Annotated in this window: 12 protein-coding genes; 7 read left to right on the top strand and 5 right to left on the bottom strand. The window is 68.5% G+C overall.

What is annotated here, in order from left to right; all coding sequences use genetic code 11:
* Window positions 1-38: 38 nt before the first annotated feature.
* Both CS062_RS11660 and CS062_RS11655 read right to left on the bottom strand, forming a co-directional pair.
* Window positions 39-254, bottom strand: a complete 216-nt coding sequence (locus CS062_RS11660) for a CsbD family protein (RefSeq protein WP_091733455.1) — start codon at window positions 252-254, stop codon at window positions 39-41.
* Window positions 255-344: 90 nt separating this feature from the next.
* Entirely contained in the window at window positions 345-569 is a 225-nt protein-coding gene (locus tag CS062_RS11655) for a hypothetical protein (protein WP_099861804.1), read from the bottom strand.
* A 374-nt stretch (window positions 570-943) separates the two neighbouring features.
* Between CS062_RS11655 and CS062_RS27190 the strand changes: the two genes are divergently transcribed.
* Window positions 944-1066: a hypothetical protein gene (locus CS062_RS27190; protein ID WP_259373107.1), complete on the top strand. Its 123-nt coding sequence runs from the start codon at window positions 944-946 to the stop codon at window positions 1064-1066.
* A complete protein-coding gene (locus tag CS062_RS11650) occupies window positions 1063-1476 on the top strand; it encodes a hypothetical protein (protein ID WP_099861803.1) in 414 nt (137 codons plus the stop codon). The genes CS062_RS27190 and CS062_RS11650 overlap by 4 nt, the downstream gene beginning before the upstream one ends.
* Before the next feature lie 75 nt (window positions 1477-1551).
* Here CS062_RS11650 and CS062_RS11645 read toward each other — a convergent pair whose 3' ends face one another.
* Entirely contained in the window at window positions 1552-2247 is a 696-nt protein-coding gene (locus CS062_RS11645) for a Bax inhibitor-1/YccA family protein (protein WP_099861802.1), read from the bottom strand.
* A 105-nt stretch (window positions 2248-2352) separates the two neighbouring features.
* Between CS062_RS11645 and CS062_RS11640 the strand changes: the two genes are divergently transcribed.
* From CS062_RS11640 to CS062_RS11620, 5 genes are all read left to right on the top strand, one after another.
* Window positions 2353-2754, top strand: a complete 402-nt coding sequence (locus tag CS062_RS11640) for a GlcG/HbpS family heme-binding protein (protein WP_099861801.1) — start codon at window positions 2353-2355, stop codon at window positions 2752-2754.
* Between the two features lie 448 nt (window positions 2755-3202).
* The gene (gene carA, locus CS062_RS11635; RefSeq protein WP_099861800.1) at window positions 3203-4363 is read left to right on the top strand and encodes a glutamine-hydrolyzing carbamoyl-phosphate synthase small subunit; all 1161 of its coding nucleotides are present in this window, start codon (window positions 3203-3205) and stop codon (window positions 4361-4363) included.
* 18 nt (window positions 4364-4381) lie between these two features.
* Window positions 4382-7648, top strand: coding sequence for a carbamoyl-phosphate synthase large subunit (gene carB, locus CS062_RS11630; RefSeq protein ID WP_099861799.1), 3267 nt, complete (start codon window positions 4382-4384; stop codon window positions 7646-7648).
* 83 nt (window positions 7649-7731) lie between these two features.
* Window positions 7732-8211 carry a transcription elongation factor GreA gene (gene greA, locus CS062_RS11625; protein WP_091733466.1) on the top strand — a complete coding sequence of 160 codons (480 nt, stop codon included), beginning with the start codon at window positions 7732-7734 and terminating at the stop codon, window positions 8209-8211.
* An 11-nt stretch (window positions 8212-8222) separates the two neighbouring features.
* On the top strand, window positions 8223-8660 hold the full coding sequence (locus CS062_RS11620; RefSeq protein ID WP_099861798.1) for a DUF4149 domain-containing protein: 438 nt from the start codon (window positions 8223-8225) through the stop codon (window positions 8658-8660).
* Between the two features lie 102 nt (window positions 8661-8762).
* Here CS062_RS11620 and yhbY read toward each other — a convergent pair whose 3' ends face one another.
* Entirely contained in the window at window positions 8763-9239 is a 477-nt protein-coding gene (yhbY, locus tag CS062_RS11615) for a ribosome assembly RNA-binding protein YhbY (protein WP_099861797.1), read from the bottom strand.
* 88 nt (window positions 9240-9327) lie between these two features.
* Window positions 9328-14067 (bottom strand): hypothetical protein, encoded by a 4740-nt coding sequence (locus tag CS062_RS11610; RefSeq protein WP_143742317.1) that lies wholly within the window; start codon window positions 14065-14067, stop codon window positions 9328-9330.
* Window positions 14068-14328 lie beyond the last annotated feature (261 nt).

Below are 14328 nucleotides of genomic sequence, written 5' to 3'. Positions count from 1 at the left end.
TGCCGGACCGTGCCGGCGTCGTCACGTCGCGATGACGATCAGCTCAGCCAGCGATCGTCCGCGCGGGTCTGCCAGTCGTCGAGCTGCTTGTCGGCCTCGTCCTTCGCGATGCCATAGCGCTCCTGGATCTTGCCGGAGAGCTGGTCGCGCTTGCCGGCGATGACGTCGATGTCGTCGTCGGTCAGCTTGCCCCACTGCTCGCGGACCTTGCCCTTGAGTTGGGTCCAGTTGCCTTCGATGCGATCCCAATTCATACGAACTCCTTTCAGAAGCGAGTAGGTGATGACTGGACTTGGCAATTGCCGGGCCCGGTGCCCGACCGGCGCCGCGCCCGACGGGCCCGATCAGTGGTTGGTGCGACCCCGCACGGCCGGCGGAAGGTAATCCTTGCCGACCATGGCGCGGGCGAACAGGTAGTTGTTGCGGGCGCGGGCCGGGAGGCTGTCGAGGTCGACATGCCCTTGGGGGTCGCACGGGAAGGACATCGCGCGGCCGGCGTCGAAGATCGATTCGAAGCGCACTTCGAACTGCGGAGCGGCGGCGTCGGCGGCAATCTGGAGGAGGCTCATGTCGTTCTCCTGGTGAGTTCCTTTGATTTCACTATCGGCGCTGGCCATCGACCTTCCCATAAGCGCAACTCGGTGCGCGATGTCGGTGCCGGACGGTGGCCCGTGTCCGGCGTCGTCCTACAGCGTGTGGGCTCAACGGAAGGCGTTTCATCGACGTTGACGGTGCGCGCGGTGTCCGCGCCGAGCTTCACAGAGCTTTGCGCCAGGGCTGGCGAGCGCCTTGCTCCATGGCTGTGGGGACGCGCCGAGGCGCGTCGCGCCCGCTGTGGGACAGCACCTACAGCGCCTCGCGGTGCCCGCTGCTTCGCCCCGGTCGCGACCGCGGCGAGGATGCGTTCATCGCAACCTGATCCCGCTCCGGTTCGAGGCCCATCATGGATGACAACATGCTGATGCTGATGACCCTGGCCACCTGCACCGGCACCGCGTTGGCGCTGCGCCTGTGGCAGTGGCTCGATGAACTGGCGCGGGACGATTCCCAGGAGGACCTGCCATGAGTGCCCGACCCCCACTGCCGCCCGAACATCCCGCCGACACCTCGATGGGCGATGCGTCCTCTGAACGCCAGGCGCTCAACGAGCATCCGCTGAGCCAGCAGGCCTTCGTCTGCGGTGAGGTCTCGTACCGCACCGGCGATGGCCCGCTGATCGCGATCCGCCCTGGACCCGTGGCCGTGGAGATCAACGAGATCGACGTGACCATCGGCTGGCAGGATGGCGATGCCCGGCTGAGCGCCGTCATGCCGCGCAGCGAGTACGCCCGCTTCATCGGCAGCGGCGCCATCAAGCCGGTCGTCGTGCATCGTCCCGACGCGTCCGGGGAAGGCGCGGACGAAGGCGCAAGCGGCGGCGCTGCCGCCAGTACCCAGCCGGAACTGGACAAGGCCCAGGGCAAGACGCCGCACTGATGCCGCACGGCCAGCGACCGGACAAGAAAAAACGCCTCGGAATTCCGAGGCGTTTTTCATTGGGTGGGTGCCCGGTCAGTCGCGGTCGCCGCCGAAGATGCCCAGCAGCTGCAGCAGCGCGGTGAACACGTTGTACAGGTCCAGGTAGATGTTCAGCGTGGCGCTGATGTAGTTGGTCTCGCCGCCGTCGATGACGCGCTTGACGTCCACCAGCATGAAGGCCGAGAAGATGCCCAGCACCGCCACCAGCAGCGCCAAGTGGACGCCCGTCGACTGCAGGAACACGTTGGCGATGCCGGCGATCATCGCGATCACGGCGCCGACGAACAGGAACTTCTGCAGGCCGGACAGGTCGCGCTTGACCACCGTGGCCAGCGATGCCATCGCGAAGAAGATCGCGGCGGTGCCGCCGAAGGCGGTCATGATCAGCGTGCCGCCGTTCTTGAAGCCGAGGATCGCCGCGAGCAGGCGCGACAGCATCAGCCCCATGAAGAAGGTGAAGCCCAGCAGCGCGGCGACGCCGACGGCGGAATGCTTGGTCTTCTCGACCAGGAACATCAGCCCGAAGGCACCGACGAAGAACAGGATCATGCTGGCGCCGGTGCCCATCGCGGCCATGAAGCCGGTGGCCACGCCGATCCAGGCGCCCAGGACGGTGGGGATCAGGGAGAGCGCGAGCAACGCGTAGGTGTTGCGCAGGACGCGCTGGCGGTCGGCGGACAGCGACGAGCCGTAGCTGCCCGAGTTGAGGTCGATGATGCGGTCGTTCATGTGCGTGCGCCCCATGAAGTGAGAGTTGGCGTCGATTGTAGGCACGGCCCTTAAGCCTTCGTTAAAGTGATCGTCTTTCCTTCAATGACCGCCACGAGGCCGCAGATGAAACAGAAGCCCTTCCTGACCCTGGACGATGTCAAGCGCATCGCCGCCGCGGCCGAGGCCGAAGCCCTCAAGAACAACTGGCCGGTGACGATCGCGATCGTCGATGACGGTGGTCACCTGCTGTGGCTTCAGCGCCTGGACAATGCCGCCGCGACCTCGGCCGTGATCGCGCCGGCCAAGGCCCGCACGGCGGCGCTCGGCCGTCGCGAGTCGAAGGTCTACGAGGACATCGTCAACAACGGCCGCAATGCCTTCCTCAGCGTGCCGCTGGAAGGGATGCTCGAGGGCGGCGTGCCGGTGATGGTCGAGGGCTTCTGCGTCGGCGCAGTCGGCGTCAGCGGCGTGAAGTCCAACGAGGATGCGCAAGTGGCGAAGGCAGGCATCGCCGCCCTCGGCTGAATTCCGACCGACCGAACTGCCATCGCAGTCTCGGTCCGCAGTCCCCGGTACGAAGCCCTTGGTCCGCAGTCCTCGGTCTGCAGTCCTCGGTCTGCAGTTTTGCAGTCCTCGGTGGGTCAGGGACGGCAAGGCGTGAGGTTTCGGCGCTTGCCGCCGGGGCCTCATGCCTTGGCGGCCAAGCGCTCCGAAGCCGGCAGTCCAGCTTTCCCAGAAGGATCGGTTTGCGCAAATCTTCTCCGTAGATACCCCGACGGGTTATACTCAGCAGGTTTACCCGCAACCTACCGCGTCCCGCACACTTCACCCCCGATCGCATCGGATCCCACACGGATCGACTCCCTCCCAGGAGACCCGGTCGCACCCGCGCGCCAGCCGTCCACGGCGCGTGCCGGCGGCGGTCCAGGGCCCTGAAGCAGAGCCGGGCGCGCGCACAACAACGGAGTTCCCCGTGCTGCCCGATCTGCTTTCCGCTCCCCCCGCGATTCTTGCCCTGGCAGACGGCACGGTCTTCAAGGGTTCCGCGCTCGGCGCCGCCGGCCGGACCATTGGTGAAGTGGTGTTCAACACCTCGCTCACCGGCTACCAAGAAATCCTTACCGATCCCAGCTATTGCCGCCAGATCGTCACCCTGACGTATCCCCACATCGGCAACTATGGCGTGAACGATGAGGACGTCGAGGCGTCGAAGATCTTTGCCGCTGGCCTGATCATCAAGGAGGCGCCGGTCCTCGATTCGAACTTCCGCAAGGGCCGCACGCTGCGCCAGTACCTGAAGGATGAAGGCACCGTCGCCATCGCCGACCTGGACACGCGCCGCCTGACGCGCGTGCTGCGGGAGAAGGGCGCCCAGAACGGTTGCATCCTGGCGCTGAATGCCGGCGAGCAGATCACCCAGGCCCACATCGACGAGGCCATCGCCGCCGCCAAGGGCGCGCCGAGCATGGCCGGCCTGGACCTGGCCAAGGTCGTCAGCCGCACCGAACGACAGAGCTGGACCGAAACCGAGTGGACGCTCGGCAAGGGCTACGGCGAGCAGACCGCCCCGAAGTTCCACGTCGTCGCCTACGACTTCGGCGTCAAGAGCAACATCCTGCGCATGCTGGCCTCGCGCGGCTGCCGCATCACCGTCGTGCCGGCCCAGACGCCGGCCTCGGAAGTCTTCGACCTCGAGCCCGACGGCGTGTTCCTGTCCAACGGCCCCGGCGATCCGGAGCCCTGCGACTACGCGATCAAGGCGACGGCGCAACTGATCGAAGCCGGCATCCCGACCTTCGGCATCTGCCTGGGCCACCAGATCATGGCGCTGGCCTCGGGCGCGAAGACCTTCAAGATGAAGTTCGGCCATCACGGCGCGAATCATCCGGTGAAGGACCTGGACAACGGCCGCGTCAGCATCACCAGCCAGAACCACGGCTTCGCCGTCGATCCGGACACGCTGCCCTCCAACCTGCGCGCCACGCACGTCAGCCTGTTCGACGGCACGCTGCAGGGCCTGGCCCGCACCGACAAGCCGGCCTTCTGCTTCCAGGGTCACCCGGAAGCGAGCCCCGGCCCGCACGACATTTCGTATCTGTTCGACCGCTTCATCGGTCTGATGTCCAAGGCCTGATGAAGGGGGAGACGAGTTATGCCCAAGCGTTCTGATATCAAAAGCATCCTCATCATCGGCGCCGGCCCGATCATCATCGGCCAGGCCTGCGAGTTCGACTACTCGGGCGCCCAGGCCTGCAAGGCGCTGCGCGAGGAGGGCTACAAGGTCATCCTGGTGAACAGCAACCCGGCGACGATCATGACGGACCCGGACACCGCGGACGTCACCTACATCGAGCCGATCACCTGGCAGGTGGTCGAGAAGATCATCGCCAAGGAGCGCCCCGACGCGATCCTGCCGACGATGGGCGGCCAGACCGCGCTGAACTGCGCGCTCGACCTGCACAAGCACGGTGTGCTGGAGAAGTACGACGTCGAGATGATCGGCGCGAACGAGAAGGCGATCGAGAAGGCCGAGGACCGCCTGAAGTTCAAGGACGCGATGACCAAGATCGGCCTGGATTCGGCCAAGTCCGGCATCGCGCACTCGCTGGAAGAGGCGTGGTCGGTGCAGAAGCGCATCCACGCGGAGATCGGCGGCAGCGGCTTCCCGATGGTGATCCGCCCCAGCTTCACGCTGGGTGGCACCGGTGGCGGCATCGCCTACAACCCTGAGGAGTTCGAGGAGATCTGCAAGCGCGGCCTCGACCTGTCGCCGACCAACGAGCTGCTGATCGAGGAATCGCTGATCGGCTGGAAGGAGTACGAGATGGAAGTGGTCCGCGACAAGGCGGACAACTGCATCATCGTGTGCTCGATCGAGAACCTGGATCCGATGGGCATCCACACCGGCGACTCGATCACCGTGGCGCCCGCGCAGACGCTGACCGACAAGGAATACCAGCTGCTGCGCAACGCCTCGATCGCGATCCTGCGCGAGATCGGCGTCGACACCGGCGGCTCGAACGTGCAGTTCTCGATCAATCCGGACAACGGCCGGATGATCGTCATCGAGATGAACCCGCGCGTGTCGCGTTCGTCGGCGCTGGCCTCGAAGGCCACCGGCTTCCCGATCGCGAAGATCGCGGCGAAGCTGGCCGTCGGCTACACGCTGGACGAGCTCAAGAACGACATCACCGGCGGCATCACGCCGGCCTCGTTCGAGCCGAGCATCGACTATGTCGTCACCAAGATCCCGCGCTTCGCGTTCGAGAAGTTCCCGATGGCGGACTCGCGCCTGACGACGCAGATGAAATCGGTCGGCGAAGTGATGGCGATGGGCCGCAGCTTCCAGGAGTCGTTCCAGAAGGCGCTGCGCGGCCTGGAGACCGGCATCGACGGCCTCAGCGAGGTGAGCACCGATCGCGAGGAGATCGTGCAGGAGATCGGCGAGCCTGGTCCGTCGCGCATCCTGTTCCTGGGCGACGCCTTCCGCATCGGCATGACGCTGGAAGAGGTCTTCGAGGAGACCAAGATCGATCCGTGGTTCCTGGCCCAGATCGAGCAGCTGATCAAGATCGAGCAATCGCTGGGCGGCCGCACGCTGGCCTCGCTCAGCGCCGACGAACTGCGCCTGCTGAAGAAGAAGGGCTTCTCGGACAAGCGCCTGGCCAAGCTGCTCGGCACGAACCAGCACGAGGTGCGCAAGACGCGCCATGCGCTGAATGTGCGTCCGGTCTACAAGCGGGTCGACACCTGCGCCGCCGAATTCGCGACGCAGACGGCCTACATGTACTCGACCTACGACGAGGAGTGCGAGGCCAACCCGTCCGACAAGAAGAAGATCATGGTGCTGGGCGGCGGCCCGAACCGGATCGGCCAGGGCATCGAGTTCGACTACTGCTGCGTGCACGCGGCGCTGGCGATGCGCGAGGACGGCTACGAGACCATCATGGTCAACTGCAATCCGGAGACCGTCTCGACCGACTACGACACCTCCGACCGCCTGTACTTCGAGCCGGTGACGCTCGAGGACGTGCTGGAGATCGTGGCCAAGGAGAAGCCGGTCGGCGTGATCGTGCAGTACGGCGGCCAGACGCCGCTGAAGCTGGCGCTCGACCTCGAGGCCAACGGCGTGCCCATCATCGGCACGACGCCGGATTCCATCGACGTCGCTGAAGACCGCGAGCGCTTCCAGAAGCTGTTGCACGAGCTGGGCCTGAAGCAGCCGCCCAACCGCACCGCGCGCAACGAGGACCAGGCCGTCGCGCTGGCCAACGAGATCGGCTACCCGCTGGTCGTGCGTCCGAGCTACGTGCTCGGCGGCCGCGCGATGGAGATCGTGCACGGCGACAAGGACCTCGAGCGCTACATGCGCGAGGCGGTGCGCGTCAGCGAGAAGTCGCCGGTGCTGCTGGACCGCTTCCTGGAGGATGCGGTCGAGGTCGACGTCGACTGCATCTGCGACGGCACCGACACGATGATCGGCGGGATCATGGAGCACATCGAGGCGGCCGGCATCCACTCGGGCGACTCGGCTTGCTCGCTGCCGCCGTACACGCTCTCCAAGGAGCTGCAGGACGAGCTGCGCCGCCAGACCGCCGCGATGGCGCATGCGCTCAAAGTGGTCGGCCTGATGAACGTGCAGTTCGCGATCCAGGGCGATGTCACCAAGGGCCTGGCCGAGAACACGGTGTACGTGCTCGAAGTGAATCCGCGCGCCTCCCGGACCGTGCCGTTCGTGTCGAAGGCGACCAGCCAGCCGCTGGCTAAGATCGCCGCGCGCTGCATGGCCGGCGTCAAGCTCAAGGACCAGAAGGCCGCCGGCGGCAAGCCGCCGGTCGAGATCCAGCCGCCGTACTTCAGCGTCAAGGAAGCCGTCTTCCCGTTCAACAAGTTCCCCGGCGTGGACCCGATCCTCAGCCCGGAAATGCGTTCGACCGGTGAGGTCATGGGCGCTGGCCGGACCTTCGGCGAGGCGATGCTCAAGAGCCAGCTGGGCGCCGGTTCGCGCCTGCCGCGCCAAGGCAATGTGCTGATCACCGTCAAGAACAACGACAAGGACCGGGCCGTCGCGCTGGCGCGCGACCTGGCCGCGCTGGGCTTCGGCGTGGTGGCGACCAAGGGCACGGCCGCGGCGATCGAGGCCGCCGGCGTGCCGGTGCGCGTCGTCAACAAGGTCAAGGATGGCCGCCCGCACATCGTCGACATGATCAAGGGCGGGGACATCCAGCTCGTGTTCACCACCGTGGACGAGACGCGCACGGCAATTGCCGACAGCCGTCACATCCGCCAGGCGGCGCTGGCCAACCGGGTGACGTACTACACGACGATGGCCGGCTGCGAAGCCGCCGTCGAGGGCATGAAGCACAAGGATGGGCTGCTGGTGCAATCGCTGCAGGAACTGCACGCCGAACTGCATTAAACTGCCCCATCCATTCCGCCGCCGCTGCTCAGCGACCCTGAGCGGCAGCGGCGGTTTGTTTTGTTTTTCAAGGTTCTAGAGACATGGCCACGACGATTCCATTGACCAAGCGCGGCGCTGAGAAGCTCAAGGAAGAACTGCATCGGCTCAAGACGGTCGAGCGGCATGCCGTGATCAACGCCATCGCCGAGGCGCGCGCTCAGGGCGACCTGTCGGAGAACGCCGAGTACGAGGCCGCCAAGGACAAGCAGGGCTTCATCGAGGGCCGCATCCTGGAGATCGAGGGCAAGCTGTCGTCGGCCCAGGTGATCGACCCGGCATCGGTCGACGCGGGCGGCAAGGTCGTGTTCGGAACGACGGTCGACCTCGAGGAAGAAGAGTCCGGCAACGAGGTCACCTACCAGATCGTCGGCGACGACGAGGCCGACCTGAAGCAGGGCCTGATCTCGATCAGCTCCCCGATCGCCCGCGCGCTGATCGGCAAGGAAGCCGGCGACGTCGCCGAGGTGGTGGCGCCCGGCGGCATCAAGCGCTACGAGATCGTCGAGGTCCGCTACATCTGAGGCGCTCGCCGATGCTGCTCCGGATCCGCGCCCTGCTGGCCGCCTTGTGGGCCGGCGAGCTGCTGGCGGTGGCGCTGCTGGCCGCGCCGAATGCGTTCGCGACGCTGGACCGCGCGGTGGCCGGCAAGTATGTCGCGCGGCTGTTCGAGATGGATGCCCGCTTCGCGCTTGCCGCGGGCGTGCTGTTGATCCTGATGGAACGCCGCCTGCATCGGGATGGCGTGGTCGGCGGATCGGCGATGAATCCCGGCTTCTGGCTGCCGCTGCTGGCGATCGGCTTCACAGCGGCCGGCTATTACGCGCTGCAGCCGATGATGGACGCCGCGCGGCAAGGGCAGGGCAACTGGACCTTTTTGCAGCTGCATGCGGTGTCGCTGGTCTGTTTCGGCTTGCGGACTCTGGCGGTCGTTGCGCTGGCGTGGCGAGTCGGCGCTCAGCGCGGCGTTTGAACTGGCGCGCGACCAGCGCGTTCGCGCCAATGCAAAGACGGCCCGCGGGCCGTCTTTTCGTTGGTGCCGACATTCGCCGCCGGATGCGGCGCGGCGCTGGGTTCAGCCCTGGCTGGACTTCTTGAGGCTGGTCTGACGTGGCTTCTTCGCGCGCTTGACCTCGCCGCCCTGGGTGACGCGCTGGTTGCCCAGCACGGTGACCTTCTTGATCTGCGGACGGTTGTTGCCGCTCTTCGAGAACTTCACGATCTTCACGACCTTGGGCGCGGAGCGGGCGTCTTCCTTGACCGCCTTTTCCTTCTCCGGCACCGGGCGCCACAGCACCAGCAGCTTGCCGATGTGCTGGATCGGGGCGGCGTCGAGCTGCTCGGCCAGCGTGGCCAGGATCTCCTCGCGGCCCTGGCGGTCGTCCGACATCACGCGGACCTTGATCAGGCCATGGGCCTTGAGCGCGGCGTCGACCTCCTTGGTGACGGCGGCCGTCAGGCCATCGGCGCCGATCATCACGACCGGGTCGAGATGGTGGGCGTCGGCGCGCTTTTCCTTGCGCTGGGCGGGGGTCAGTTGAATAGCAGGCATCCGCGCATTATCCGTGAGCGGACCGCTCCCTGGCGCTCCGCCTCGGGTTTCCCGGGAAATCGCGGGCCGCGGCGGCCGCCGGCCGGACTCACCGCGGCGGCTCTGCCGGCGTCGGCGGCACGCCGAACTGCTTCACCAGGGCCTCCTGCAGCGGCAGATAGTCGGCGCGTGCCGCGTCCTTCATCGTGTCGAGGATGTCCTGGGCGCTGCGCTGGGCCGCCTTGTCGGGCCGCAGCCCGCCGCTGGCGTCCTCGGCGTAGTGGCCGGCCTCCGGATAGGCCTGCCGGATCAGCGCATGCACCAGGCCGCCCAGCGTCGGGCCGGTCCCGGCCTCGTCCATCCGGACCATCTCCCGCCGCCCGCCACGCACCTGCGGCGTGAACACGCCATCGGGCGCCACGACGATCAGGTGCGCCGGCTCGTGGCGCTTGTCCGACAGGTCGCTGAGCGCGGCTTCCCGCTTCAGGTCGATCTTGTCGTAGGTCATGTCGAAGGGGGTGTGCTCGGCCTGGCCGGCCGCGTCGAGCACCACCAGCTCGATCCGCTTGCGCAACAGGCTGGTCATGAGCCAGCTGAAGGACGCGGCATCCTGCGTCGACACCGGGCTGGACAGCGCCTTCTCGCCGATGGCGGCCGCCACCGCGCCCGCTTGCGTCCGCAGGGCCTCCCGCCGCTCGGCGGCCTCGCGGGCCGCCGGGGTGGCGGCATAGCCGCCGGCCTCGCGGAAGTGGGCGTGATGGACGTTCTCCGTCGCCAGGTCCAGCAGCTTCTCGGTCACCAGCGGGTCCTTGCCCAGGATCAGCGCATGGGTGGCCTCCTTGATGGCCCGCATCGACTGGTCGCCGCTGTACGGATGGAGCCAGCGCGCGCGTTCGGGCGGTCCCTGTTCACCGGCGCGATCCATGTCCTCCAGCCCGCGGCCGAGGAAATAGCTCTTGTTGTTGGACCACTCGAGCACCGGCTGGCCCGCGTCCTTCACCGCGTCCAGGCGGCGGAACCGGTCCTCGCCGAGGTCGAACACCCAGGCGTCCGGCGCCGGCTGGCGGGTGACCTTCAGCAGATGGCCGGAGCGCGGCTCCATCGCCTCCGCGCCCTCCGTCAGCTCGCCACGCGGCTGTCCCTTCATCGCATGGAAGCGCTGCTCCAGCTCGTAGGTGTTGACCTGCTCGAAATAGACCACCTGGCCCAGGTCCTGCACCTGCTTGCCGGGCGCGTCCACCGCCGGACCCTTGCCCGCGTCGGCGTCGATCTTGCGGACCCGCATCAGCACGCCGGGCACGGCGACCACTTCGCCCTGCGCCAGGTCGCTGACCTTGGCGAAGTTGACGCCGCTGAGGAGCTTGGCATGGATGCGCAAACTGCGGTCGCGCGTCGCCCCGGCATTGATGCCGGCGCCGAAGTAGGCCGCCATGCGGCTGGAGGTGGTGGCCGAGTACATCTCGGTGAGGGCCACCACCTCGCCCTCGGTGACGGTCTTGTTGGGCGACCTGCCGGCTTCCACCGGCTGTCCGAAGCGGGTCTGCCCGCCGGGCGCGATGTAGGACGCCTCGGTGACCGCGGCGCGGTCCAGGTTGGCGGGGAACTTCGGCGCATAGCGCGCCGCCAGGTTGACGTCCAGGATGGCGCTCGGGTCGACCAGGCCGTCGCCGCCATCGGGCTTGTGGCCCGAGGCGGTGAGCACCATGTGCGGCACGCTGATGCGGCTGCCCGGCCGCACCGGCTGGTACTGCAGCTGGCCGACGTAGTCGAAGCGCAGCGGCAGGTGGAACATGCCGGACTCGACCGTGTAGAGGAAGGCCGACTCGGTGGCGCGCTTCTGCAGCAGCTCGGACATCGGCGGCAGGCCGGTGTCGGTGCGCGGCGTGTGGATGCCGGGCGCGCGCGCCATCCGGTCGGTGGTGGGCCAGGCCGCCATCTGGCCGCGCCGCGTCCAGGTGGTGACGTCACGGGGGATCTCCGCCGAATCGAGCAGCAGCTTCGGTCGCGCGTCGACCGGCCGGCCGCGGCTGCTGTAGTCGTTGACGACCTCGTGGAACTGGCTGGTCTGCGGCGAATGGCCCCGCGCGGACCACTGCTCCCGGGCGGCGCGGCTCTGGCGCTCGAAGGCCTCGCGGTCCTTCGGGTCCAGCAGCTCGACGTCGTAGCGCAGCGGCGCGGCCTCGCTCGTCGCCGCGCCGCCGTCCACGGCGTCGATCAGCGCATCCAGCTTCTCCTGCAGGCGCTGGTCCATCTCGCGCTCGCGCGCGGGATCCAGGGGCTGGGAGGCGTGCTGGATCGAGGCGTTGACCGCCACCAGCTCGGCACCGATCTCGCTGAAGCGGCCGGCCTCATGGGCCAGCGGAAAGCGGCTCAGGTACTGCCGCGTGCCCTCCATGCCTTCCCGCACGCTCAGCAGCATCATCAGCGCGGTCTGGTTCTCGGCGAGCTTGCGCCCCGCCAGCCCGGTGGCGGCGTTGGACACCTCGGTGATGGCCCGGTCGATCATCGAGATCGGGTTGTCCATGCCGTGCGTCTCGCGGCTCATCTGGTGGTCGTAGGCGCTGGCGTTCTCGCCGACGATGCCGGCGCTGTTGAGCATCGTGGTCAGCATCGGCTCGTACATCGTGTCGAGCCGGCCGATGAAGCGCGCGGCCAGGGTCGCGCCGACGGTGCGCGCCGACGGATGCCCGTCGCCGCCGGGCAGGGTGAAGGCATTGGAGACCCCGCGCGCGACGTTGTACATCGTGTTGTAGAGCAGGGTCAGCGACAGGTGGGCGGCGGCATGGTGCGCGGGATCGCCGGCGCGCGACTTCATCCACTCGACGCCGCCCTTGGCGACCGAGGCCGAGGCCAGCGTCATCACGTCGACCGCGTTGCCGCGGTTCAGTCCCATGGCCTGCTGCAGCTTCATGTTGAGGCTCAGCCGCAGCATCTCCTCGGCACCGGGCAGCATGGCGCGGACGGCGAACCGGCCCAGCCGGCCCTCGGGCCACTGGACATGCGCCGGCATCATCTTGCCGAACTGCGCCATCGCGAAGGTGGTGGCCTCCTGCGCCACCACCATGCAGGCCACCGTCTTGGCCAGGCCGTCGAAGCCGATGCCACCGCCGCCCTGGCTGCTCAGTCCGCCCACGCCGATGCCGGCCGCGGCCAGGCGCCCCAACATGTTGAATCCATAGACGACGCCGGTCTTGGCGGCCACCTTGACGGCGGTGTTGATCGACCAGTCCAGCCTGCGCTCCGTGCCGACGCCGACGATCGGCTGGGACGTGACCAGCCGCAGCGCGGTGCGTGCCACCCGCGCGACCTGGGCCGGCGCGGACGAGGCCTGCTTGATCAGCGGACCTGCCGGCAGCGCCTCGCCGGTGGAGAGCACCAGCGCCGGTTCGGGCGTGCCCGACTTGCTGGCCCGCCGGCCGTTGAACTGGCCCTCGTAGGAGTACAGGTCGATGTCGGCCTCGGCACCATGGCCGGCCTGCATCATCCCGGCGCTGTCGCCGTGGCCGGCGCTCGGCGTCGGGTTGACCAATCGCAGGCGGGCGCCCTGGGTGCCCGCCGTCAGCTCATGCACGGCCTGGTCGTCGGTGGTGAAGCGGATGACGACGGGCTTGGCGGCACCTCCCTCGGCGCGGGCCTGGCCGCGGTACTCGCGCAGCACGTCCATCAGCGCCTCGAAGGCGCGCGCGCCCTTGGCGGACTTCACGCCGGTCAGCCCGGTCGGGCCGACCACCTCCCACTGCTTGATGCCCCGGATCTTGGCCAGCACCGGCCCGCCGACGTTCACCGCCGAGGGTGGATGCTCCAGGTCCCCGGCGGTCTGCGCGCGCAGGGCCGGCGGTCGGTCGGACGGCGGGGTGGGGCGGCCCCGGAACTCCTCGTAGCCTTCCGTCGCGGTGATGAGGAACAGGCGCTCCGACTTGTAGAAATGCGGGGTGAGCGCGGTCAGGCCGTTGGCCAGCGTCGGCCCGAAGCCCGGCAGGGTCGCCGTCTCCGGACTGGACCACCACTGCGCTTCCTTGGGCATCGCGCTCGGGTTCGGCGGCATCTGCATGATCGGGTCGTCCGATTCCGCATGGGAGCGCCGGGCGTGAAGCTCGGACGCCAGGGACAGACGCTTGATCTCGGAGCGCAGCGAGGTCTCCATGTCGCCGCGGGCCAGCGAGGGACGGTCCGCGCGGGGCGGGCCGGCCTCCAGGTCGGGCTCGGCGCCGCCGCGCGCCGGCCGGCCGACGAGCATGCCCCGCCCTTCGAGCGCTTCCAGGTCGGCCAGCTTGATCAGCCGGTCGCCATGGCCCTTGACGAAGAAGCGCGGCTCGGTCTCGCCGGGCAGCGTCTGGCTGATGACCGGCAGGCGTTCGGCCACCGTCATGCCGTGCGGGCCGTGGCCGGTGAGCTTCAGCACGTGGCTGTGGTCGTTGAGATCCGCCAGCTGCGCGCCCGCCGACGCGGAGGGCACCAGCGCCGCCTCGAAGCGGCCGAGGAAGCGGGTCATGTCCGCGCGGGTGGCGCCGTAGTCGGTCTTGAGCTGGGCCAGCCGCGCCGGATCGGCCGGCGCCGCGGCGAGCACCCCTTCGAGCGCGCTGACGGGGTCGACGCGCTGGACGGGTCGGGCCTGGGCCACCGGGGCGCTGGACGAGGCGCCCGTCGCCACCGCGGTGGAGGGCGGATTCCTCGTCATCAGCTGCGCCAGCGTGGTCACGTCGGCGCGGGGCGGCGGCTGCAGAGACTGCGACGACGCCCGCGGGTTCGGCTCCAGCGCCTGGCCTCCGGAGCCGGTGGGCATCGAACCCGCGGTGTCGGGACGCGGCGGGGCGCCCCTGGAGGCGCCCGACGGGGGCGTGGTGTCCACGGTGGGGGACGGAGAGGGTGTCGGACCGACGGGTGTCAGCGTGACCATGGCGGGGCGCTCCAGGATGCGATGCGCGAGGACTCGCGCGCTGGATCGCAGGCTAGGGCGGTGTCGCGCCGGGGGGGCGTGGCAGGCGCAGCGCTGAGCGGGGAGGCGAAGCAGCGCCCGTCGGGCGGGCAACCGCTGACGCGCTTGAGAGGGTCTTGCCGATCACCAGACGGTGTGGGACCCGTCCGGGCGCCGCGCGCGCGCCTGGTCGAG

Source organism: Roseateles chitinivorans, from assembly GCF_002761755.1.
Classification (GTDB): Bacteria; Pseudomonadota; Gammaproteobacteria; order Burkholderiales; family Burkholderiaceae_C; genus Roseateles; species Roseateles chitinivorans.
Note: the sequence above shows the minus strand (reverse complement) of the source record. Positions and strands in the feature narration are given on the sequence as shown.